The 23,239-nt window shown below is 59.8% G+C and carries 21 protein-coding genes; 13 read left to right on the forward strand and 8 right to left on the reverse strand.

All coding sequences use genetic code 11. The features are described 5' to 3' along the window. From BZK31_RS20730 to BZK31_RS20740, 3 genes are all read right to left on the reverse strand, one after another. Positions 1 to 471 (reverse strand): PhnE/PtxC family ABC transporter permease (locus BZK31_RS20730; RefSeq protein WP_425273301.1); only part of this gene is annotated, 471 nt, incomplete at its 3' end. Beyond that, complete coding sequence (locus tag BZK31_RS20735; RefSeq protein WP_083184990.1) at positions 465 to 1,262, reverse strand: phosphonate ABC transporter ATP-binding protein; 798 nt, start codon at positions 1,260 to 1,262, stop codon at positions 465 to 467. The genes BZK31_RS20730 and BZK31_RS20735, both read right to left, overlap by 7 nt. Further along, the gene (locus BZK31_RS20740; RefSeq protein WP_083184992.1) at positions 1,259 to 2,110 is read right to left on the reverse strand and encodes a putative selenate ABC transporter substrate-binding protein; all 852 of its coding nucleotides are present in this window, start codon (positions 2,108 to 2,110) and stop codon (positions 1,259 to 1,261) included. The genes BZK31_RS20735 and BZK31_RS20740 overlap by 4 nt, the downstream gene beginning before the upstream one ends. Positions 2,111 to 2,344: 234 nt before the next feature. On the opposite strand from BZK31_RS20740, the gene selD reads away from it, so the two are divergent. Both selD and mnmH read left to right on the forward strand, forming a co-directional pair. Then, on the forward strand, positions 2,345 to 3,379 hold the full coding sequence (gene selD / locus BZK31_RS20745) for a selenide, water dikinase SelD (RefSeq protein ID WP_083184994.1): 1,035 nt from the start codon (positions 2,345 to 2,347) through the stop codon (positions 3,377 to 3,379). Then, positions 3,379 to 4,482 carry a tRNA 2-selenouridine(34) synthase MnmH gene (gene mnmH, locus BZK31_RS20750; RefSeq protein WP_083184996.1) on the forward strand — a complete coding sequence of 368 codons (1,104 nt, stop codon included), beginning with the start codon at positions 3,379 to 3,381 and terminating at the stop codon, positions 4,480 to 4,482. Before selD ends, mnmH begins: the two co-directional genes overlap by 1 nt. A 24-nt stretch (positions 4,483 to 4,506) precedes the next feature. Here mnmH and BZK31_RS20755 read toward each other — a convergent pair whose 3' ends face one another. Then, a complete protein-coding gene (locus BZK31_RS20755; protein WP_083184997.1) occupies positions 4,507 to 5,400 on the reverse strand; it encodes a LysR family transcriptional regulator in 894 nt (297 codons plus the stop codon). A gap of 100 nt (positions 5,401 to 5,500) precedes the next feature. On the opposite strand from BZK31_RS20755, the gene BZK31_RS20760 reads away from it, so the two are divergent. Then, positions 5,501 to 6,265, forward strand: coding sequence for a sulfite exporter TauE/SafE family protein (locus BZK31_RS20760; RefSeq protein WP_083184999.1), 765 nt, complete (start codon positions 5,501 to 5,503; stop codon positions 6,263 to 6,265). Here the strand turns inward: BZK31_RS20760 and BZK31_RS20765 are convergent. Beyond that, positions 6,219 to 6,554, reverse strand: a complete 336-nt coding sequence (locus BZK31_RS20765; RefSeq protein ID WP_083185000.1) for a putative quinol monooxygenase — start codon at positions 6,552 to 6,554, stop codon at positions 6,219 to 6,221. The two genes, BZK31_RS20760 and BZK31_RS20765, sit on opposite strands and share 47 nt — an antisense overlap. 195 nt (positions 6,555 to 6,749) lie before the next feature. Here BZK31_RS20765 and mdaB point away from each other — a divergent pair, with 195 nt between their 5' ends. Then, positions 6,750 to 7,334 carry an NADPH:quinone oxidoreductase MdaB gene (gene mdaB / locus BZK31_RS20770; protein ID WP_083185002.1) on the forward strand — a complete coding sequence of 195 codons (585 nt, stop codon included), beginning with the start codon at positions 6,750 to 6,752 and terminating at the stop codon, positions 7,332 to 7,334. A gap of 149 nt (positions 7,335 to 7,483) precedes the next feature. Beyond that, the gene (locus BZK31_RS20775) at positions 7,484 to 8,380 is read left to right on the forward strand and encodes a LysR family transcriptional regulator (protein ID WP_083185004.1); all 897 of its coding nucleotides are present in this window, start codon (positions 7,484 to 7,486) and stop codon (positions 8,378 to 8,380) included. Positions 8,381 to 8,593: 213 nt separating this feature from the next. On the opposite strand, the gene BZK31_RS20780 is transcribed toward BZK31_RS20775, so the two are convergent. Beyond that, positions 8,594 to 10,177, reverse strand: a complete 1,584-nt coding sequence (locus tag BZK31_RS20780) for a peptide chain release factor 3 (RefSeq protein ID WP_083185005.1) — start codon at positions 10,175 to 10,177, stop codon at positions 8,594 to 8,596. Between the two features lie 298 nt (positions 10,178 to 10,475). Here BZK31_RS20780 and BZK31_RS20790 point away from each other — a divergent pair, with 298 nt between their 5' ends. From BZK31_RS20790 to BZK31_RS20815, 6 genes are all read left to right on the forward strand, one after another. Beyond that, positions 10,476 to 11,234 (forward strand): ABC transporter permease, encoded by a 759-nt coding sequence (locus BZK31_RS20790; RefSeq protein WP_415639765.1) that lies wholly within the window; start codon positions 10,476 to 10,478, stop codon positions 11,232 to 11,234. A gap of 14 nt (positions 11,235 to 11,248) precedes the next feature. Next, on the forward strand, positions 11,249 to 12,142 hold the full coding sequence (locus BZK31_RS20795; protein WP_083185008.1) for a glycine betaine ABC transporter substrate-binding protein: 894 nt from the start codon (positions 11,249 to 11,251) through the stop codon (positions 12,140 to 12,142). A gap of 13 nt (positions 12,143 to 12,155) precedes the next feature. Next, positions 12,156 to 12,809 (forward strand): ABC transporter permease, encoded by a 654-nt coding sequence (locus tag BZK31_RS20800; RefSeq protein ID WP_003400010.1) that lies wholly within the window; start codon positions 12,156 to 12,158, stop codon positions 12,807 to 12,809. Further along, positions 12,806 to 13,975 carry an osmoprotectant ABC transporter ATP-binding protein OsmV gene (locus BZK31_RS20805; protein WP_083185009.1) on the forward strand — a complete coding sequence of 390 codons (1,170 nt, stop codon included), beginning with the start codon at positions 12,806 to 12,808 and terminating at the stop codon, positions 13,973 to 13,975. Before BZK31_RS20800 ends, BZK31_RS20805 begins: the two co-directional genes overlap by 4 nt. 131 nt (positions 13,976 to 14,106) lie before the next feature. Next, positions 14,107 to 14,607: an RHS repeat-associated core domain-containing protein gene (locus tag BZK31_RS20810; RefSeq protein ID WP_083185011.1), complete on the forward strand. Its 501-nt coding sequence runs from the start codon at positions 14,107 to 14,109 to the stop codon at positions 14,605 to 14,607. A gap of 454 nt (positions 14,608 to 15,061) precedes the next feature. Continuing rightward, positions 15,062 to 16,225: a type III PLP-dependent enzyme gene (locus BZK31_RS20815; protein ID WP_083185013.1), complete on the forward strand. Its 1,164-nt coding sequence runs from the start codon at positions 15,062 to 15,064 to the stop codon at positions 16,223 to 16,225. A gap of 88 nt (positions 16,226 to 16,313) precedes the next feature. Here BZK31_RS20815 and BZK31_RS20820 read toward each other — a convergent pair whose 3' ends face one another. Together BZK31_RS20820 and BZK31_RS20825 are read right to left on the reverse strand one after the other, a co-directional pair. Beyond that, positions 16,314 to 17,189: a tetratricopeptide repeat protein gene (locus BZK31_RS20820; RefSeq protein ID WP_083185015.1), complete on the reverse strand. Its 876-nt coding sequence runs from the start codon at positions 17,187 to 17,189 to the stop codon at positions 16,314 to 16,316. Positions 17,190 to 17,191: 2 nt separating this feature from the next. Continuing rightward, positions 17,192 to 17,872 carry a Fe2+-dependent dioxygenase gene (locus BZK31_RS20825; RefSeq protein ID WP_083185017.1) on the reverse strand — a complete coding sequence of 227 codons (681 nt, stop codon included), beginning with the start codon at positions 17,870 to 17,872 and terminating at the stop codon, positions 17,192 to 17,194. A 214-nt stretch (positions 17,873 to 18,086) separates the two neighbouring features. Here BZK31_RS20825 and BZK31_RS20830 point away from each other — a divergent pair, with 214 nt between their 5' ends. Beyond that, entirely contained in the window at positions 18,087 to 20,339 is a 2,253-nt protein-coding gene (locus BZK31_RS20830) for a TonB-dependent receptor (RefSeq protein ID WP_083185019.1), read from the forward strand. 135 nt (positions 20,340 to 20,474) lie between these two features. Beyond that, positions 20,475 to 23,018, forward strand: coding sequence for a PepSY domain-containing protein (locus BZK31_RS20835; protein ID WP_083185021.1), 2,544 nt, complete (start codon positions 20,475 to 20,477; stop codon positions 23,016 to 23,018). Positions 23,019 to 23,239: the final 221 nt, after the last annotated feature.

Here is a 23,239-nt window from a genome sequence, read left to right on the forward strand (position 1 = left end):
GATGGCCAGCACGCCTGCGGTGGGACCGAGCCCAACGGCGCGCACGAACAGCAGCGCCCAGACGATTTCCGGCACGCTGCGCAGGAAGATCAGCAGACCGCGCACCGGCCAGCGCAGGCACTGGCCGAGCCAGCCGGGGCGACCTGCGCGCGAGGCGGCTGACAGAGACAGCGCCGAGCTGGCCAGCAGGCTGGCGGGTATCGCCAGCAGCAGCGCCAGAGCCATGCCCGCTGTGGCGATCGCCAGCGTTTGCAGCGTGGCGTCGATCAGCAGCGATAAAAACTCGGGATCATGGGCGGGCGGCCAGAAGCCGGCCAGAAAGCCACCCATCGTTCGGGCATTCTCGGCTTGTAACAGCACAGCGGGATTCAGCTCGGACAGACGAATGCCAGGCCAGAGCAAAGCCACAGCCAGCAGCGCCAGCAACAGGCGCGGCAACGCAGCAGGGTCGCGTTGGTCCCGACTCAGCATCGCGGCGTCCAGGGCACGGCAGGCGCGGTAGCCGTTGGCGAGGTGCTCAACTGCTCGTTTGCGTACAGCGTTTCAAGGTGCCTCGGGCTGACTTCATGGGCGGGCAGATCGAAATGAATCTGTCCGTCACGCACGCCGACCACACGTGGGAAATGTGCCAGCGCCAGTTCAACCGCATGCAGACTGGCGACCAGCGTCACACCGTGCTCGACGGCGTGTATGCACAACAGCGCCAGCGTATGATCCGCCAGACGCGGGTCCATCGCCGAGACCGGTTCGTCCGCCAACATGAGTTCCGGCCCTTGATACAAGGCGCGGGCGATGCCGACCCGTTGCAGTTGGCCGCCGGACAGTTGTTGGCAGCGCACGAACAGTTTGTCGGCCAGGTCCAGACGTGTCAGCACCTCCCGCGCACCCGGCACATCGAGCGGATGCAGCAGGTTCAGCAGCGCCTTGCCCAAACCCCACTGCCCGAGCTTGCCCGCCAACACCCCCGTCACCACCCGTTGACGCGGCGGTAAGGGCGGGGCCTGATGAATCAACGCGATTCGACGGCGCAACTGCTGACGCTGCCGACTGGAAAGTTGCCAAGGACTTGATCCCAGGATTTCCAGCTGCCCCGCGCTCGGCGGCAGGGCGCTGGCCAGCAGGTTGAGCAGCGTGGTCTTGCCAGCGCCAGACGGGCCGATGATCGCCACCCGTTCGCCCTGGGCAATGCTCAGTTCCAGGCCTCTCAGCGCCAGCGTACCGTTACTGTGACGCAGCTCGACCCCGGACAGGCGTACAGTCATTTCAGCAGATCGGCAGCGCGGGCAGCCTCTTCGATGCCCTTGTAGTTTTCCGGTCTGGTCTCGATGAAGCGGCTGGCGGCCTGCAGGTCAAGAATCGCCTTCTGCTCGGGGTTCGCCGGATCCAGGTCCAGGAACGCCTGCTTGATCTTCGCCGCGAGCCCCTTGTCCAGCGTGCCGCGCACGGTCCAGTTGTAATCGAAGTAGGTCGGTGTGGTGGCGAAGACGCGCACTTTGCTGGTGTCGACCTTGCCGTTGGCGACCAGTTTGTCCCACACACTGGCATTCAATACGCCCGCGTCGACCTTGCCCGCCTGTACCCACGCAGCGGTCGCGTCATGCGCGCCCGAGTAAGCCACGCGGCTGAAGAAGGTTTCCGGCTTGATGTTTTCCTTGAGCATGAAATAGCGCGGCATCAGGCTGCCGGAAGTCGATGACACGGAACCGAAGGCAAACGTCTTGCCCTTGAGGTCGGCCAGGCTCTTCACGTTAGGGTCGGACGTGATGAATTTGCTGGTGAACTGGGCGTCCTGTTCACGCTGGACCAGTGGCACGGCGTTGCCGGTCTTGAGGTTGACCTGCACGAAGGTGAAACCGCCCAGCCAGGCCATGTCCAGACGGTCGGTCGCCAGCGCTTCGACCACTGCCGGGTAGTCGGCAACCGGAACGAATTCGACTTTCATGCCCAGGCGCTGTTCGAGGTAGGCCCCCAGCGGCTTGAATTTGCGCAGCAGTTCGGTGGGCGCTTCGTCGGGGATGGCCGACACGCGCAGCACATCGGCAGCATGGCTGGTCAGTGCGGTAAAGGACAGGGCAAGGCCGGCAGCGAGTGCCAGGGTGCGCTTGAGCATGGAGTTCTCCGGTTCAATGGCGGAAAAAACGATAAGGCAAGGCGACCCTGAGTGAGCAGGCACGCCTCGATGGATTCGGTACTGGAGCGCGCGATTATAAGAGGCACAGCGAGAAAGGCCAGTTCGGCAGGCCCGCTGACCGATCGACGCAACCGAACAGCGCGATGGTTTGCGCTCAAACCGCAACAGACCCTAGACTCCGCAGCCTGTTTCCCCGTTACCGAGAGTGTCGCGATGAGTGAGCCAATCCGCCTGACCCAGTACAGTCACGGAGCTGGGTGTGGCTGCAAGATTTCCCCCAAGGTGCTGGACGTGATCCTGGCTGGCAGTGGCGCGCAGAACCTGGACCCGAACCTGTGGGTCGGCAACGCCTCGCGTGACGATGCCGCTGTCTATGCTCTGGATGAGGAGCGCGGCGTGGTGTCGACCACCGATTTCTTCATGCCCATCGTCGATGATCCGTTCGATTTCGGCCGCATTGCGGCGACCAATGCAATCAGCGATATCTATGCGATGGGCGGCGATCCGTTGATGGCCATCGCCATTCTTGGCTGGCCGGTCAATGTGCTGCCGCCGGAAGTGGCCCGCGAAGTGATCCGTGGCGGGCGAGCGGTCTGCGATGCCGCGGGTATTCCGCTGGCGGGCGGGCACTCAATCGACGCGCCCGAGCCGATCTTCGGGCTGGCGGTGACCGGCGTCGTGCAGAAGAAACACATGAAGCGCAACGACACTGCCCAGGCAGGCTGCACGCTGTACCTGACCAAGCCCCTGGGCATCGGCATCCTTACCACCGCCGAGAAGAAGGCGAAGCTGCGCGAGCAGGACGTCGGTCTGGCGCGGGACTGGATGTGCACCCTGAACAAGCCGGGCAGCCGTTTCGGCAAGCTGGCCGGGGTAATGGCGATGACCGACGTGACCGGTTTCGGTCTGCTGGGCCATCTGGTCGAAATGGCTGACGGCGCAGGCCTGACGGCGCGTCTGGACTACGCCGCCGTACCGCGTCTGCCGGGCGTCGAGCATTACATCGCCGAGGGCTGTGTGCCGGGCGGCACCTTGCGTAACTTCGAGAGCTATGGCGACAAGATCGCTTCCCTCAGCGACGCCCAGCGCGACCTGCTGTGCGACCCGCAGACCAGCGGTGGATTGCTGGTGGCGGTCACGCCTGAAGGGGAGGCCGGGTTTCTGGCCGTGGCTGCCGAACTGGGCCTGCAACTGAACCCGATCGGCACATTGCTCGAGCGACAGACCCACGCCGTCGAGGTGTTCTGATGGCCGACAACAGCAGTGATTACCGCGCACTTTTCCTCAACGATGTGCCGATGATGGATGCACGGGCGCCGGTGGAGTTTTCCAAGGGCGCGTTTCCGGGCGTGGTCAACCTGCCGCTAATGAATGATCTGGAGCGGCAGAAAGTGGGCACCTGCTACAAGCAGCACGGCCAGGAAGCGGCGATCAAGCTGGGCCATCAACTGGTCTGCGGACCGGTCAAGGATGAGCGTGTCGAGGCCTGGCTGGCGTTCGCCAAAGCCAATCCGAATGGCTATCTGTATTGCTTCCGTGGCGGGTTGCGTTCCCAGACCGTGCAACGCTGGTTGAAGGATGCGGGCGTCGATTACCCGCGCATTCTCGGCGGCTACAAAGCGATGCGTACCTTCCTGCTCGACACCCTGCACGAGGCGGTGACCGAGTGTGATTTCGTGGTGCTAGGCGGCATGACCGGCACCGGCAAGACCGAGGTGCTGACCCAACTTGCCAACAGCCTGGATCTGGAAGGCATCGCCAACCATCGCGGTTCCAGTTTCGGCAAGCGCGCAACGGGCCAGCCAGCGCAGATCGATTTCGAGAACCGTCTGGCCATCGACGTGCTCAAGAAGCGCGCCGCCGGTATCGAGCAGTTCGTGCTGGAGGATGAAAGCCGTCTGGTCGGCAGCTGCAACGTGCCCCTGGAACTGCATCAGCTCATGCAGGATTGCTCGATGGTGTGGTTGGAAGACAGCTTCGAAAACCGGGTCGAGCGTATTCTTCGCGATTACGTGACCGATCTGTGTGCCGAGTTCATCAGCCTCAATGGTGAGGAAACCGGTTTTGACCTGTTCGCCGAGCGCTTGCTGCAAAGCCTGAAAAACATCCACAAACGACTCGGTGGCGAGCGCTTGCAGCGACTGCAAACGATCATGCAGGACGCGCTGGACGAACAGCGCCGCAGCGGCGACGTTGACCTGCATCGCGGCTGGATCGAAGGCCTGCTCGGCGAATATTACGACCCGATGTACGCCTATCAGCGCGAACACAAGGCATCGCGTATCGAGTTCGCGGGCAGTCAGAGCGACGTGGTGGCGTACCTGCGTGAACGCAAGGCCAGCACGCTGTAGCCGTATCTGCGACGCAAGTCGGCTTCATGACGGTGAGCGTTGCGCCAATGCATCGAGCAACGCTCTGGCATAACCGGGCAGGGCGTTGAAGTCGGCGGCGCAGAGCAGCAGGGTGCGGTCGGCCCAAGTGTCGCTCAGTCGCACGGCGGCAAAATGCAGCGGACGAGCTGCGCGATCCACTGCCGCCTGCGGCACGATTCCCAGTCCGGCACCGCGGGCAACCATGCGCAACACACCATCGAACCCTTCGGCCCGCACCCTGATACGCAAACGCTGGCCGATATGCAGTGCCTGTTCTTCCAGATAGATGCCCAGTGCACTGCTGGCCGCCAGACCGACAAACTCTTCATTCAATGCCTGGGCGAAACTGACCTGGTCTAACCCGCTCAGCGGATGATCGAGCGGCGTGATCAACGTCAACGGATCATCTTGAAAAGGTCGTGTCTGCAGGTCGCTGGCGTCTACCGCGTCGGAAATGATTCCGATGTCCGCCGTCCCGTGACGCAGCGCATGCAGGATGCGCAGGCTGGGCTGCTCCTGCAGATCGATGTCGATGCTGGGATGCGTCACCAGAAAATCCGCCAGGCGTTCTGGCAGATGCTCACTGAGCGTCGAGGTGTTGCACAGCAGTCTCACTTGGCCTTTGAAGCCTTTGGCATAGTCGGCCAGATCGAACTGCATACGTTCGACCTGCTGCAGAATCAGCCGCGCATGCTGTGCCAGTGCCTTGCCCGCAGGGGTTGGCGTCACGCCGCGGCGTCCCCGTTCGAGCAACGGTGCCTGCAATGAAGCTTCCATCGCACGAACGCGCGCACTGGCCGACGCCAGAGACAAATGGCTGCGTGTGGCAGCGGCGGTGATGCTGCCGGTTTGCATGACGTGCTGAAAAAGGCGCAGGTCGGTGAGATCGAAGTGCATAAGAGGATTGGCCTGTCTGGGTTCAGCCTCTGCTCCTGCCTGAGGCTCGCTGAGTATATGCCAGATATTCAACAGACCTTTTCATGTGCAAGATCAGGCCATGAATACATTCTTCGCGGTTTACCAGACACTGGGGGTCGGCCTTGTTGCTCTGGTGTTTGGCACTTTTCTGCTAGCGGGCGCGGTCAAAGGCGTCATTGGCCTTGGCTTGCCGACGGTGGCAATGGGACTGCTGGGGCTGGCTATGCTTCCAGCGCAGGCTGCCGCATTGCTGATCATTCCCTCGGTGGTGACTAATTTCTGGCAACTGACGACGGGCGGCCACCTCGGTTCGCTGGTTCGACGGCTGTGGCCCATGCTGGCGATGGTGTTCATCGGCACCTGTACCGGTTCGTTCTGGTTGGGTCTGAACGGCGTTCACTCCATGACGCGGGCGTTGGGCGCAGCGTTGTTGCTCTATGCGCTGAGCGGGCTGTTCCTGCCAACGCTCAAGATACAGCCGAAGCTTGAGCGCTGGTTCGGGCCAGTGTGCGGTTTTATCACCGGGGTCATCACTTCAGCGACCGGCGTGTTCGTAATTCCTGCCGTGCCTTATCTACAGGCGCTGGGGCTGGAGCGTCATCAACTGGTGCAGGCGTTGGGGTTGTCGTTCACGGTTTCGACGCTGGCCCTGGCTATCGGGTTGTCCTCGACTGGCGCGCTGGGTGGCAAGGAGTTGGGTGCATCACTGCTGGCGCTGATTCCTGCGCTGCTCGGCATGTCGTTCGGTCAGTGGTTGCGAGGGCGGATCAGCGCTACCGTATTCAAGCGAACGTTCTTTATCGGGATGGCGTTGCTGGGGCTGCACCTGCTAGTGAAGGGCTGAGCATGTCGATGCGACGAATCTCGAAATCGCGGACCAGATAATCCATACGCCTTTCAAAAAATGCTGCCATGTGCGGCTGGGCTGAATGAGCGTCCAGGTCCGCCTTCGAACCCCAGATTTCGAAGAAGATGAATAAGGCCGGGTCGTGTTGATCACGCAGCGTGTGGTATTCGATGCAGCCCGGCTCGCTGCGGCTTTGTGCGACATACGAACTAAACAGCGCCTCGAATTCGGCTGATTTTTCCGGGCGGGTGTGGGCGTGAAGGATGAAACCGTGAAGTTCGTTCATCTTGGGAGGGCTCCTCTGCTGAAAGTGGCGGCATATTAAGTCAAGAATTGATGTTGTATTCGTGACTTAAGCGCAAAAGTCATTTGCTGATCCCCGGCTTATTCATAACTCTTTTCGTCTTTATTCTTGCTCCATCCATTAATGAGCCGCCCGGCCTTGAACGTAAGACCGAGTGCGAACCTCCAGAGGTCAGGCATGAAAAAAGTATTGTTCCTAAACGGCGGTAAACAGTTCGCTCACTCCGACGGCCGCTACAACGCGACGTTGCACGAAGCCGGGGTGGCGTTCATGGACCGCGCCGGTCATGACGTGAAGGAAACCTTTATTGACGGCGGCTACGATGTGGCCGAGGAAGTGCAGAAGTTTCTCTGGGCCGACGTGATCGTCTGGCAGATGCCGGGCTGGTGGATGGGCGCACCGTGGACGGTGAAGAAATACATCGACGAAGTGTTCACCGAAGGCCATGGCAGCCTGTACGCCAACGACGGGCGCACCCGTTCCGATGCCTCGCAGAAATACGGCAGCGGCGGTTTGTTGCACGGCAAGCAGTACATGATTTCAGCCACCTGGAACGCGCCGCAGCAAGCGTTCGATGAGGCGTCGGACTTCTTCGAAGCCAAGGGCGTGGATGCGGTGTACTTCCCGTTTCACAAGGCCAATCAGTTCCTCGGCATGACCGGCCTGCCGACCTTCCTGGCAGTGGATGTCATGAAAATGCCGAGCATCGACGGTGACGTGAAGCGCTACGAGGCGCACCTGGCCAAGGTGTTCGGTGCCTGAAGGTTGTGATGAACAACGCGGAGCGTCCGGTGAGCCATCACTCTGGCCGTCTCGCCCTGCGGCCTCTCTTTTGCGTACGTTCATGGATATCCTCGCGGCCTTGCCTGAAACACGGCTAACATCCCCTGTGTTTTGAGCAGGGGACATCAGTGAAAGCCAGATCCGATGAGTTGCAGGTGTTCGTCTCGGTCATCGAGAGCGGGTCCATTTCCGCTGCCGCCGAGAAGATGGGGCAGACGCCTTCGGGAATCAGTCGCACGCTGTCGCGGCTCGAGGCAAAGCTGGAAACCACGCTGATCAACCGCACCACGCGGCGCATGGACCTGACCGAGGAGGGCAAGTTCTTTCTGGCCCGTGCGCTGGACATTCTCGAGCAAATGGAAAGTCTGGAAGAACACCTGACCTCGTCGCGCCAGACGCCGGCCGGTCGGCTGCGGGTCAATGCCGCTTCGCCGTTCATGTTGCACTCGATAGTGCCGCATGTGGCGGAGTTCCGGCAGCGCTATCCGGCCATCCAGCTGGAACTGGACAGTGACGACTGGTTCATCGATTTGCTGGAGCAGAACACCGACGTCGCGATCCGCATCGGCGCATTGCCCGATTCGACCCTGCACGCCCGTTCCCTGGGCAGTTGCCTGCTGAACATCGTCGCCAGTCCTGCCTATCTGCAACGTCACGGCACGCCACAGACCGTCGAGGACCTGGCGCACCATACGCTGGTGGGATTCAATCAGGTGGAGGTGCTGAATCACTGGCCGTTGCGCCACGCCGATGGCGACCGCTTCCAGATCAAGCCTGCGGTGTCGGCGTCCAGCGGTGACACCTTGCGGCATTTGGCGCTGGAAGGTGTCGGAATCGCCTGCCTGTCCGATTTCATGACCCACGAAGACCTGCGCGAAGGGCGGCTGGTCGCACTGCTGCGCCACGCCGACAGCGGCTATCGCCAGCCAATCCACGCGGTGTATTACCGCAATGCGCAGCTGGCGCTGAGGGTTCGGTGCTTTCTGGATTTCATGCAGGAGAAGCTGAAGAACTATGCGCACTGAACGTACACGTTGGAGCTCTTCCTAAAGATTACCTGCCCTTTGTCAGGCTTGAACGAATACCCCGTCGGGTCCACGCCCACAGGTGGAGTTCACGCGCTGTGGGAGTGGACTTGTCCACGAAGACGGTTATTCAAACGGTGCATTCAGAACGGATGCACCCGGTGCCTGGCCCCACGGTCCGGGGAGGTCGACATGGACCGTGGAGCTGGCTGATCAATGATGCTCGCGAGTGGCGCGGAATTTCACGTCGGGCCAGCGTTCTTCCATCAACGCCAGGTTCACGCGGGTCGGTGCCAGGTAGGTGAGGTGACCACCACCGTCCAGTGCCAGGTTTTCCACGGCCTTGTTTTCAAACTCCTCGAGCTTCTTCTTGTCAGCGCAGTCGATCCAGCGTGCTGACCACACGGTGATCGGCTCGTAGGCGCATTCGACTTTGTATTCTTCCTTCAGGCGGCTGGCGACCACGTCAAACTGCAGCACACCGACGGCGCCGAGAATGATGTCGTTGCTGCGCTGCGGGAAGAACACCTGTGTGGCACCTTCTTCGGCCAGCTGTTGCAGGCCCTGACGCAATTGCTTGGACTTGAGCGGATCCTTCAGGCGCACGCGACGAAACAGTTCCGGTGCAAAGTGTGGAATACCGGTGAAGCCCAGGCTTTCGCCTTCGGTGAAGGTGTCGCCGATCTGAATGGTGCCGTGGTTGTGCAGACCAATGATGTCGCCCGCGTAGGCTTCTTCCAGCTGTTCACGTTCCGAGGAGAAGAAGGTCAGCGCATCGCCGATCCGCACGTCTTTGCCCAAGCGTACATGGCGCATTTTCATGCCCTTGTCGTAGCGGCCCGAACAGATGCGCATGAACGCGATACGGTCGCGGTGCTTGGGGTCCATGTTCGCCTGAATCTTGAACACGAAGCCGCTGAATTTCTCTTCCGCAGGCTCCACAGTCCGCTCGTTGGCGACGCGGGCCAGGGGCATCGGCGCCCAGTTGACCACGGCGTCAAGCACGTGATCGACACCGAAGTTGCCCAGCGCGGTACCGAAGAACACCGGCGTCAGTTGACCGTCGATGAACTCCTGCTGATTGAATTCATGGCAGGCGCCCTGCACCAGCTCCAGTTGCTCGACAAAACGGTCGTACTCGTCACCCAGGTGAGCGCGGGCTTCGTCCGAATCGAGGTTCTGGATGATGCGCGTCTCGGTGCGCTCATGCCCATGACCGGCGGTGTAGACAATGATGTAGTCGTCGGCCAGGTGATAGACGCCCTTGAAATCGCGGTAGCAACCGATCGGCCAGGTGATAGGCGCAGCCTTGATCTTGAGGACGGCTTCGATCTCGTCCAGCAGTTCGATCGGGTCGCGGATGTCACGGTCCAGCTTGTTGATGAAGCTGACGATCGGTGTGTCACGCAGACGGCAGACATCCATCAGGGCGATGGTGCGCGGCTCGACACCTTTACCGCCGTCCAGAACCATCAGCGCCGAGTCCACGGCCGTCAGGGTCCGGTAGGTATCTTCGGAGAAGTCTTCGTGGCCTGGAGTGTCCAGCAGGTTGATCATGTGATCGCGATACGGGAACTGCATGACGGAGGTGGTAATGGAGATGCCGCGCTGTTTCTCCATTTCCATCCAGTCGGATGTGGCATGACGATCGGATTTACGCGACTTGACCGTACCGGCGACGGAAATCGCCTTGCCCATCAACAGGAGCTTTTCAGTGATGGTGGTTTTACCGGCGTCGGGGTGGGAAATAATGGCGAAAGTGCGGCGTTTCGCGACTTCGGCGGCCTGTTGGGTCATGGGAAATCGCCTGGAATGGGATTGAAAAAAGGGCGCAGATTATAGCTCAAGTCCGGGCAATAACCGAACCGTTCAGTCGATCCGGGGTGGCCAGATAATGTCTCGCATGGGAACCTTTCCGGTCGTGGAGACGTCCACTCCCCCGTCAAGGCCAGTATCGAGGCCAACGACAGGGGCTGAATCATCAGCATGTTGGCTTGACGAAGCTGCGCTCATGGCTTGTGTTATCGCCGAGGTCAAACCTCAATGGCGACCCACCCGCTGCTCTTCGCGAACGTTATTGATGGCGTCCTGACGGATGTCCAGGTCAACGCGTTCGCCGACTGAAATAAGGAGTCCGCCCGTGGCAAATCGCTATGGCAAGGGGTTATTGGGAGGTGCGGTGGTCATCGCGCTCCTGGCCCTGCTGATCCACTGGATCGGCATCAGTACTATCAAGCAATATCAGGATGACCTGCTGTTCTATCTCCAGGCTCATCTGATTCTGGTTCTGGTTTCAATGCTCGCGGCCCTGGTGGTCGGTATCCCGGCGGGTATTGCCCTCAGCCGACCAGGCATGGTTGGCCGCGCCGAACGTTTCATGCAGATCTTCAACATCGGCAACACCGTTCCTCCTCTCGCCGTTCTGGCCATTGCCCTCGGGATTCTCGGGATCGGCAGCGGGCCTGCCATCTTCGCGCTGTTCCTCGCCTCGCTGTTGCCCATCGTGCGTAACACCTATGAAGGCTTGAAGAACGTGCAGGGTTCACTCAAGGAAGCCGCCGTCGGTATCGGCATGACGCCGCGTCAGGTGCTGTGGCGTGTCGAACTGCCCAACGCCGTGCCGATCATCATCGGTGGCGTGCGCGTCGCACTGGCGATCAACGTGGGTACGGCACCGCTGGCGTTTCTCATCGGTGCCAACAGCCTTGGCAGCCTGATCTTCCCCGGCATCGCCCTGAACAATCAGCCGCAACTGGTGCTGGGCGCGGCCTGTACCGCTCTGCTGGCGTTGCTGCTCGATGGCCTGGTGATTCTGGCCAGCCGCCTGTGGCTTGAACGCGGCCTGACTCGCTGAGCGAAGGAAATACCATGAAAAAGTTATGTTTGTTTTTAGGCCTTGCCCTGTTGTTTCCGGTATTGGCCCAGGCGGCGGAAAAGCCGCTGCTGCGTGTTGGCGCACGGGTGTTCACCGAGCAGACCATGCTGGCTGAACTGACCGCGCAATACCTGCGCACCAAGAACTACAACGTGCAGATCACTGGCGGTCTGGGCAGCAACCTGGCGCGCAGCGCCCAGGAAAGCGGGCAGCTCGACCTGTTGTGGGAGTACACCGGCGTGTCGCTGGTGGCGTACAACCACATCGATGAAAAGCTCGACAGCGAGCAGACCTACGCGCGTGTAAAAGAAGTCGATGCCAAGAAAGGCCTGGTCTGGCTTTCTCCCTCGAAATTCAACAACACCTACGCCTTGGCACTGCCGCAGAAAGTGGCTGACAAGTACCCGCAGGTCAACACCATGAGCGACCTGACCAAGGTGCTCAAGGACGAAGCCAAAGAGGGTCATGTCGTAGCGCTGGACACCGAATTCGCCAACCGTTCCGACGGCCTGATCGGCATGGTCAAGCATTACGACATGAATCTCGGTCGTGAAAACACACGGCAGATGGACGCCGGTCTGGTCTACACCGCACTGCGCAACGGTCAAGTGTTCGCCGGCCTGGTTTACACCACCGACGGTCGCCTGAACGCGTTCAAGCTCAAGGTGCTGGAAGACGACAAGCATTACTTCCCGGACTACACCGCCGCGCCGGTCATTCGCCAGGAATATCTGGATGCCCACCCGGACATCGCCACGCTGCTCAAGCCGCTGGCTGATCTGCTGGACAACCAGACCATGATCGAACTCAACGCCCGCGTCGACGTCGGCCATGAAAGCCCCTCCACGGTTGCCGCAGACTTCCTGCGTCAGCATCCCCTGAATTAAGGAAGGAGACGATATGAGTTTCTTGAGCGCCTTCTCCCATCTGGACTGGGCTCAGGTCCTGCAACTGACCTGGCAGCACATCACGCTGGTCGGCATTGCCGTGACCCTGGCCATCGTCGTCGGTGTGCCGCTTGGCGTATTGATGACGCGTTTCCCGGCACTTGCCGGACCGCTGCAGGCCAGCGCCACCGTGCTGCTGACCGTGCCGTCGATTGCCTTGTTCGGGCTGTTGCTGCCGTTTTACTCCAAGTTCGGCCAGGGCCTTGGCCCGATGCCGGCCATTACCGCCGTATTTCTCTACTCACTGTTGCCGATCATGCGCAATACCTACCTGGCCCTGACGGGTGTGGAACCGGGTATTCGTGAAGCCGCCAAAGGCATCGGCATGACCTTCGGCCAGCGTCTACGCATGGTCGAACTGCCGATTGCCGTGCCGGTCATCCTCGCCGGTGTGCGCACCGCCGTGGTGATGAATATCGGCGTTATGACCATCGCCGCGACCATCGGCGCCGGTGGTCTGGGTGTACTCATTCTCGCTTCAATCAGCCGCAGCGATATGTCGATGCTGATCGTCGGCGCGGTTCTGGTCAGCATTCTGGCCATCATCGCTGACCTTCTCCTGCAATGGCTGCAACGCACGCTGACTCCAAAAGGACTCCTGAAATGATCGAACTCCAGAACCTCTCCAAGACTTTCCAGAGCAACGGCAAAGAAGTGAAGGCTGTCGATTCGGTCAGCCTCACCGTCAACGAAGGCGAGATCTGCGTCTTTCTCGGCCCGTCGGGCTGCGGCAAGAGCACCACGCTGAAGATGATCAACCGTCTGATCATGCCGACCTCCGGCAAGGTGCTGATCAACGGTGAAGACACCACCGGTCTGGACGAAGTGACCCTGCGTCGCAACATCGGTTACGTGATTCAGCAGATCGGCCTGTTCCCGAACATGACCATCGAAGAGAACATCGTGGTCGTGCCCAAGCTGCTCGGCTGGGACAAGCAGAAGTGCCACGACCGTGCCCGTGAACTGATGAGCATGATCAAGCTGGAGCCCAAGCAATACCTGCATCGCTACCCGCGTGAATTGTCCGGTGGCCAGCAGCAGCGTATCGGCGTGATCCGCGCGCTGGCGGCCGATGCGCCGTTGCTGTTGATGGACGAACCGTTCGGCGCGGTCGACCCGATCAACCGCGAGATGATCCAGAACGAATTCTTCGAAATGCAGCGTGCGCTGAACAAGACCGTGATCATGGTCAGTCACGACATCGACGAAGCGATCAAGCTGGGCGACAAGATCGCGATCTTCCGTGGCGGCAAGCTGCTGCAGATCGATCACCCGGACACCTTGCTGGCGCATCCCGCTGATGAATTCGTCAGCAGCTTCGTCGGTCAGGACAGCACGCTCAAGCGCCTGTTGCTGGTCAAGGCTGAAGACGCGGCCGACAATGCGCCATCGGTCAGCCCGGAAACCCCGGTCGCCGATGCGTTGGACGTGATGGACGAAAACGACCGTCGCTACATCGTCGTCACTGATAGCGAAAACAAGGCAATGGGCTACGTCCGCCGTCGCGACCTGCACCGTCAGCAAGGCACCTGTGCCCAGTTCCTGCGCGAGTTCAATGGCACGGCGGCGTACGACGAGCATTTGCGTATCCTGCTGTCGCGCATGTACGAGTTCAACCGTTCGTGGCTGCCGGTGCTGGACGCCGAGAATGTGTTCCTGGGTGAAGTGACTCAGGAATCGATTGCGGCTTACCTGAGTTCGGGTCGCTCACGCGGCATGAAGACCAGCATCGTGTCACCGGCTGAACTTGCACAGAGCGACGCGCAGGCCTGACGTAGAAACGCTCTGCGCTATTGATTTCGGGCCGGAGTAATCGAACAGGGCTACTGGTATTTGTGCCAGTAGCCCTGTTTGCGTTTTACGGTTTGTTGTGTGCCCGAACCAGCCTCAACGAGTGGCTCGTGATGAGCGAACTGTGTCGATACAGGCATGACCCGTTGGATCGCATCGCGAGCATGACGCTCCTGGCTGGATCAGTGGCGCGGCGATTTTATAATCGTCAGCATCTGGCGACTGAGGTTTCGGCCACTGAACAGTATGTTTTTATAAGAGCAGGCGATACACCTGTGCTTCAAAAGCGCCTCGCGGATGGACAGTCGCTGATCGCCCAGATTACTGCAGATCAGCAAAAAAGCGTGCTGCATACCAATTGTGGCGGGCAAATAACCGCCTTCGTCTATACGCTTTACGGCTACCGTGAAGAGCGTGCGCCAACGTCTCCGTTACAATGCTTCAACGTCTGGGTCATCGAGCCTGTTACCGGCCATTACCTTCTGGGTCATGGCGTTAGGGCCTACAACCCGGTTCTCATGCGTTTCAACAGTCCGGACGCCCTCAGTCCGTTTGGTAAAGGCGGGTTGAATGCGTATGGGCTACTGCGCCGGGGATCCGGTGAATCGAAGTGACCGCCGGAGACTGCCGAGTCTCGACTGATGGCCATGCAGATGCAGGCGATAAATGGCGGTGGTTTTTGACATTGCGTCACTGACAGCAAAGCAATCGCCGGGCGCATGAGCCCGATCGCGATATCGCACGTTCAGGAACATCAGCCTGTCACATCGGTCCGTTACATAAGAGGCCAGCGCAGCGGCCGCGACGAACGCGTGTAAAAACGCGACATTTTTTGTTGATCTCAGTCCCCTCACGCCCTAAAGTTCGCGCCGAACGTCCATGCTGGAAACGATCCATCCGGCTCAAGTACTGACGACGAGACAGCAAGGCCAGGAAGGCAAGCCCTTCAGTGGCCTTTTTGCTTTCGGCGACATGCCTTGGGAAGTAGGCGAACCAAAGTGGGGATACGGAGGACGTTCATTTGCACCCATTTACCAATTCCGTTTGCCAGATAGGAGTTCCAGCAGCATGACGATCAATGTCGAAGACTACTACTCAGCCGAAACCTTCAAGAAAATGAAGGCGTTCGCTGACAAGCAGGAAACACCTTTCGTGGTCATTGATACCGACATCATCAGCAAGGCTTACGACGATTTGCGCGCAGGCTTCGAATTCGCCAAGGTCTACTACGCCGTCAAGGCCAACCCCGCGGTCGAAATCATCGAGCTGCTGAAGAACAAGGGTTCGAGCTTCGACATCGCGTCGATCTACGAGCTGGACAAGGTCATGAGCTGTGGCGTGACCCCGGATCGCATGAGCTACGGCAACACCATCAAGAAGTCCAAGGACATTCGCTACTTCTACGAGAAGGGCGTGCGCTTGTTCGCCACCGACTCCGAAGCCGACTTGCGTAACATCGCCAAGGCCGCACCGGGGTCCAAAGTGTATGTGCGTATCCTGACCGAAGGTTCGACCACGGCTGACTGGCCGCTGTCACGCAAATTCGGCTGCCAGACCGACATGGCCATGGACCTGTTGATCCTGGCTCGTGATCTGGGCCTGGTGCCTTACGGTATTTCTTTCCACGTCGGTTCGCAGCAGCGCGACATCAGCGTCTGGGACGCCGCGATTGCCAAGGTCAAGGTGATCTTCGAGCGTCTGAAAGAAGAAGACGGCATTGTACTCAAGCTGATCAACATGGGTGGCGGCTTCCCGGCCAACTACATCACCCGCACCAACAGCCTTGAGACCTACGCCGAGGAGATCATCCGCTTCCTGAAGGAAGACTTCGGTGACGACCTGCCGGAAATCATCCTGGAGCCAGGCCGTTCGCTGATCTCCAACGCCGGTATTCTGGTCAGCGAAGTGGTACTGGTTGCGCGCAAGTCGCGTACCGCTGTCGAGCGTTGGGTCTATACCGATGTGGGCAAATTCTCCGGCCTGATCGAAACCATGGACGAAGCCATCAAGTTTCCGATCTGGACCGAGAAGAAGGGCGAGATGGAGGAGGTAGTCATCGCCGGTCCTACCTGCGACAGCGCTGACATCATGTACGAAAACTACAAGTACGGTCTGCCGCTGAACCTGGCCATCGGTGATCGCATGTACTGGCTGTCGACCGGTGCCTACACCACCAGTTACAGCGCGGTGGAGTTCAATGGCTTCCCGCCGTTGAAAGCATTCTACCTGTAACTCTTCGCGTCATTGAAAAACCCATGAATCTTCATGGGTTTTTTTTGGTGCGAAAAGTAGCTATGGACGTTCAAGATGGTCGACGATTTCAAGGCATAGGAGTGGGGCGTACGGCTAATCGGTCACGTCCATACACACGTCGATTATCAGGGTGAGCTGAGCCGTGAGCCAACCGGGACAGGCTGAAGTCATGTAAGGCGGCGCGGTCAGTCTCGTCGCCCAGTTCGGCAGCTTTTTGGTGATAGCCTTCAGACAACGTTCGAATAGCCGGGTGAGGCGCATTGAGCAATACGGCGCGGCTCACCCTGAAAAAATTCAGATTCCCGCCACTCAGCGCTTTCTTCAACCAGATGACGGACTGTTCTATCTCGCCCCGTTCCGCCAGTACCGTGGCATGGCTGAACTGGCCACGGAAATCTCCGGCTTCTGCCGAGCGTCGATACCACTCATGCGCTGACGATGGATCGCGCTGCGTTGCTATGCCGTCCTCCAGATAGCGTCCCAGCAGGTTCATGGATTTGGCATGGCCAAGGTCGGCTGCCTTGCGGTAACAGGCAATCGCCTGGTGATGATCCCGCTCAACGCCTCGCCCCGTGGCCAGCAGATTACCCAGGTTGTAGAGACCCCAGTCCAGGTTCTGTTCGGCCGCTTTCCGGTAATGCAAAGCGGCTCGCGCAGGCTCGGGCGTGCAGCCCCAGCCGTGTTCGAAACAGCGTCCCAGCATGTTGCGCGCCATTGCATGACCCTGATCGGCGGCGAACCGGAACCAGGTCATTGCCAGAGACGGATCGCGCTGGATGCCGCGGCCGTCGAGCAGGATCTGCCCCAGTAAGGCTTGTGCGTCGACATTGCCTTGCCCCGACGCTGCCAGAATCGCCCGGGCAGCTCGCGCCGGACTTTCGTCCAGCATGGCCCGCAGGTCATTGCTGTCCAACAGCTCTTTTCTGGCTAGATTCCAGTTCACGTTCAGACCTCGACCCAGCGGCGTAGCAGATTGTGATAGGTGCCGGTCAGTTGAATGAGCGAGGGGTGATCGGGCACATCACGGGTCAGTTGCTGAATTGCAGTATCCATCTCGAACAGCAGCGTGCGCTGGCTGTCTTCGCGGACCAGGCTCTGGGTCCAGAAAAAAGACGCGTAACGTGCGCCGCGTGTGACTGGATTGATTCGATGCAGGCTGGTGGCGGGGTAGACCAGCATGTCGCCCGCAGGCAGCTTGATCTGCCGGACGCCAAAGGTGTCCTGAATCTCAAGCTCACCACCGTCGTAATCATCGGGATCGCTGAAGAACAGCGTGGACGAGATGTCGGTGCGCAACCGCTCGGCGCCCCTCGGTGGCTGACGTACCGCGTTGTCGATATGGAAATCGAAACTGCCGCCCTCCCTGTAGCAATTGAAAAGAGGCGGGAAGATTTTGTGTGGCAATGCGGCCGACATGAACAGCGGGTTGAGCCAGAGTCGCTCCTGTATCGCTGCGCCAATCTCCAGCGCCAGAGGGTGACCCTCAGGCAATTGCAGGTTGCGCTTGGCTTTGGCCGACTGGAAACCTGCAGTGATTTTTCCGTCCGCCCACTCGGTTTGCTGTAACGCTTCCCGGATGCGTACGACTTCACCGTGATCGAACAGACCTGGAATGTGTAGAAGCATCACGGCACCAAACGGGCAAAAGGTTGCGAATGATAGTGATTACCATTGGTGCTGTACAACACTGATTGAAGCTAAATCGAATCTGCCGTGAAATTTTTGTGAACAGGATGTGCAGAAATAATATTTCTGCGCAAATGCTAATAAATCTCAATTGCTACAGAGATTCGTTTGCACTATATTTCGCCGCCTTGACTGCCTTGGGGGAGGATTCACAATGTCACGCCAATCACTGACGCTTCACGCAGGTCCGCAACGTTCGATCGCTTCCGCTGTAGGGGTGGCCATTGCTGCGATGTCGGCTGCTCATATGGTTCACGCTGCTGAAAATTCCGATGAGAAAGCCTTGTCACTGGGTGCAACCAACATCACCGGCGATCAGGCAGACACCTCTTACAAGTCCGAAGATTCGGCGTCGAAGAAATACACGGCGCCGCTGCGCGATACACCCAAAAGCGTGACGGTGATCCCTCAGCAGGTGATCCGCGATACCGGCGCGACCAGCCTGACCGACGCATTGCGCACCACGCCCGGCATTACGTTCGGCGCTGGCGAAGGTGGCAACCCGGCAGCTGACCGGCCGATCATTCGTGGCTTCAATGCCGAGAGTGACGTGTTCGTCGATGGCATGCGCGATGTCGCGGCCCAGTCGCGCGAGATATTCAATATTGAATCCGTCGAGGTCAGCAAAGGTCCGGGCTCTGCCTTCACGGGAGCGGGTTCGACCGGCGGCAGCCTGAACCTCATCACCAAGGGCGCGCATCTGGGCAACGCTTATAACGGCGGCTATACCTTCGGTTCCGATCAGACCCAGCGCTATACCCTGGACGTCAATCAGCAAATGACCGATACCTCGGCGTTCCGCTTGAACCTGATGAAACACGACGCCAATGTAGCGGGCCGTGATGACGTCGATGTCAGCCGTTGGGGCGTGGCGCCGTCGTTCGCCTTCGGTTTGGGCACTGACACCCGGATCAAACTGGACTACTACCATCTCGAAACCGACGACATGCCGGACTACGGCATTCCCCTGACCGTGACGCCTGGGCGCAGCAAGTACGTCGTCGATAAGCCGGCCAGTGTCGACAGGAGCAATTTCTACGGCCTGACCGGGCGAGACTATCGCCAGAGCAGCAACGACAGCGGCACCCTTCGGATCGAGCACGATCTGAGCGACAGCATGACGCTCTCCAACAGCTTCCGCATGTCGCGTTCGACCCTGGATTACGTGGTTACCAACCCTGACGACAGCCGTGGCAACGTCGCCAATGGCAGCGTGTCGCGTTCGGCCAAGAGCCGTAACTCCACCTCCAGCGGCTTCGTCAACCAGACCGACCTGACCAGCAAGTTCGACACCGGTTTTATCAGTCATAGCCTGGTCACGGGGCTGGAGTTCTCCTATCAGGACACCCATAACCGTCCGTACACGATCACCAATGCCAACGGCAGCGCGATTGCCAGCACCTGCTCGGCTGCGCTGTTCCGGTCCGGTAACTGCACGAGCCTGGCCGATCCTTCGCCCAAGGATGCCTGGAATGGCGTGAGTGCCGACAGTCTGGCCTACACCGATACCGACACCAAAACCAGCGCTGCCTACGTATTCGATACCCTGACCCTCAACGAACAGTGGTCGGTGAACATGGGCTTGCGTTACGACCATTACGATACGCGCTCCAGCGGTTTCGCGACGGCACGCGGTACAACGCCTGCAGCCAACTTCGACCGCCAGAAGACCACCCAGCTCTGGAACTACCAGTTGGGCGTGGTCTACAAACCGGCACCGAATGGCAGCGTCTACGCTGCGCTGTCCACCTCCAGCAACCCGTCCGGTGAAACCAGCGGTAACGGGGGCCTCGAGCTAGCGCTCAATAACGCCGATCTCGACCCTGAAAAGAACCGCAACTACGAGCTGGGCACCAAGTGGGACTTCTTCGGTGACGACCTGTCGCTGACCGCTGCTCTGTTCCGCACCGACAAAACCAATGCCCGGATCACCGACCCGGACAACACCACGTTCCAGGTGCTCGATGGCGAGCAGCGTGTTCAGGGCCTGGAGTTCACCTACGCGGGTAACCTGAGCAGCCGTTGGAAAGTGTATGGCGGTTACACCTACATGGAGAGCGAACTGCTCAAGACCACGCTGGCGGCGGATAAGGGCAATCACCTGCCCAGCACTCCGCGCAACAGCTTCAATCTGTGGTCCACTTACCAGCTCATGCCGAAGCTGACCGTTGGCGGCGGCGCGACGTATGTCGATTCGCGCTTCGGCAACGAAGCCAATTCGGTCGAAGTCCCGTCCTACTGGCGTTACGATGCGATGGCGACGTATGCATTGACCAAAAACGTCGACCTGCAGCTCAATGTGCAGAACCTGACCGACAAGCGTTATTTCGATCAGGTGTTCCAGACGCACTATGCCCATGTCGCTGCTGGCCGCACTGCCTTGATGAACGCCAGCTTCCACTTCTAGGACGCGTCGCAAGGCCAACCCCGCTTATTCAGGTAAGCGGGGTTTTTCTGTATAAGGCCGACGGCCATACAGGTTTACACCATTACAGTGGACGCACTCAGTGCGTCGGGGAATGCCGGTCGAGGGGCGCAAGTGTTGAAGAAAGTATTGTTCCAGTTGCACTGGTTCTTCGGGATATCCGCAGGGCTGGTGCTGGCCTTGATGGGCATCACCGGCGCGCTGTATTCGTTCGAGGACGAAATTCTCGATGCGCTCAACCCGACTGTGCTGCTGGTCAAGCCGCAGGGCGAAACCCTGCCGCCCGTTGAACTGGTCCGCCGGCTGGAGTCTGCAACCGGACTGACCGTCGCCATCCTGCGGGTCGAGACCGTCGGCAATCGCGTCGCTCAGGTGTATTTCACACCTGCGCCGGGCGAACGCCGCGGGCCCAAACGCAACTTCGATCCCTACACCGGAGAACTGAAAGGCGACGGCACAGGCGAGGACTTTTTCGACTTCGTGCTGCGTCTGCACCGTTTTCTGGCCATGGGTGAAGTGGGTAAACAGATCACTGCGGCATGCACGCTGATTCTGGTATTTTTCTGTCTGTCGGGCCTGTACCTGCGCTGGCCGCGCAAACCCTTGAACTGGCGTGTCTGGCTGACCCTGGACTGGGCGAAGAAAGGCCGCAGCTTCAACTGGGATCTGCATTCCGTTTTCGGCACCTGGTGCCTGCTGTTCTATCTGTTGTTCGCGATTACCGGCCTGAACTGGTCCTATGACTGGGTCAGCAATGGCCTGAACCGACTGCTGGGCGATGCACCGACCGAGCAGCGCAAAGGCGGACCGGGACGTGGCGGGAGTCCGGGCCAGAAGGCCGCGCCACCTGCGCCGTTGGTGGTGGATTACGTGGCGATCTGGGACAGCCTGCAAAGGACCGCCGGCCCTGAACTCAGCGCCTACAACCTGCGCCTGCCGCCTGCTGGCGGTCAAACGGCGACCGTGTTCTATCTGCTCAAGGACTCCCCTCATCCGCGGGCACTGAACAGCCTTACGCTGGACCCCGCCAGTGGCAAGGTCAGCGCGGTTTCCAGGTATGCAGAACGCAGTCTGGGCGCACAACTGCTGACCAGCAATTACGCGCTGCATGTGGGCAGCTACTTCGGCATCGTCGGCCGTCTCGTGATGACCGCTGCGTCGTTGATGATGCCGCTGTTTTTCATCACAGGCTGGTTGCTGTATCTGGATCGTCGGCGCAAGAAGCGTCAGATCAGGGCCGCCCGTGGCGACGTATCGACCAGCGCTGCGCCTTACGCTTCGTCCTGGCTGATCGGGTTTGCCAGTCAGAGTGGTTTCGCCGAACAACTGGCCTGGCAGACCGCTGGCCAGTTGCAGGCCGCAGGCTTGCCAGTGCGGGTGCAGCGGCTTGGCGATATGACCGAGCAGGACTTGCGCGAGAGCCGTAACGCGCTGTTCGTGGTCAGCACGTTCGGCGATGGCGAAGCGCCGGACAGTGCGCGTGGTTTCGAGCGCACGCTGCTGGGTCGCCCATTGGCGCTGGACACGCTCAACTACGCCGTGTTGGCGCTGGGTGACCGGCAGTATCAGCATTTCTGTGGTTTCGCCCATCGTCTGCATGACTGGCTGGCCGAGCGTGGCGGCAGCACGTTGTTCGCACCGGTCGAAGTCGACAGCGCCGATCCTGTCGCGCTCCAGCAATGGCAACGGCACGTGGGACAACTGACCGGCAGCGCGCCTTCTTCATTCTGGAAAACACCGGTTTTCGAGAACTGGACATTGACCCGGCGAGAACACCTGAACCCCGGCAGCCTGGGGGCGGGTGTCTACCTGCTGGACCTGAGCGCGCCCGGCACCATGAGCTGGCAGGCGGGTGATCTGGTAGAAATTCTGCCTCGCAACAGCGATCAGACCGTGGTGCATTTCCTGAGCGGGCTGGGTATCGATCCGGCTACCTATGTTCATGTGGAAGGCCTGCGCGAGCCGCTCGTTCAAGCGCTGGCGACGCGTCAGTTGCCGCATAACCGGGCTCATCTGGTCGGCTTGCACGCGCAGGCGCTTGTCGATGCGCTGGTGCCGGTATCGGCGCGTGAATACTCCATTGCCTCGATTCCTGAAAACGGTTGTCTGCAACTTATCGTCCGTCAGGAGATTCACCCCGACGGCAGCCTGGGGCTGTGTTCCGGCTGGCTGACCCAGCATGCCGGGCTTCACGGCGCGATCAGTCTGCGTCTGCGCCGCAACAGCAGCTTCCACCTGCCGGTCGAGCCGGTGCCGCTCATTCTGTTGGGGAACGGCACGGGGCTGGCCGGCTTGCGCAGTCTGCTCAAGGCGCGCATCGCTCAGGGACAAACGCGCAACTGGTTGCTGTTCGGCGAACGTAACCGGGCCCATGATTTTCACTGCGGCGCAGAATTGCAGGGCTGGCTGGCATCGGGAGATTTGACGCAACTGGACCTGGCGTTTTCCCGTGATCAGGCAGAAAAGGTGTATGTGCAGGACGTGCTGCATCATTCGGCTGAACAATTGCGTGCATGGCTGGATGAAGGCGCAGCGATCTACATTTGCGGCAGCGTGCACGGCATGGCAGCGGGCGTTGATCAGGTGCTGAACGAAGTGCTCGGTGAACAGGCCGTCATCGAGCTGATCGAGCAGGGGCGCTATAGAAGGGACGTCTATTGATGTTGTGGCGTAAAGCCCGGACAGGATCCAGCGCCTGAGGCCCGGTCTTTGTGAGCACGCTCACTCGCGAAGACCCCGGCGCATCCGTCCTGAATGCAGTGTCTGAAAAGACCTCTTCGTGGACAAGTCCACTCCTACAACAGCGGTCCACCCTTTGAGTTCAAGCGCGTGCTCGTGGGAGCCAACTGTCTTTCATCATCCTCCGATGAATGGGCATTTTA

This window comes from Pseudomonas floridensis (assembly GCF_002087235.1).
In the GTDB taxonomy this organism is placed as follows: domain Bacteria; phylum Pseudomonadota; class Gammaproteobacteria; order Pseudomonadales; family Pseudomonadaceae; genus Aquipseudomonas; species Aquipseudomonas floridensis.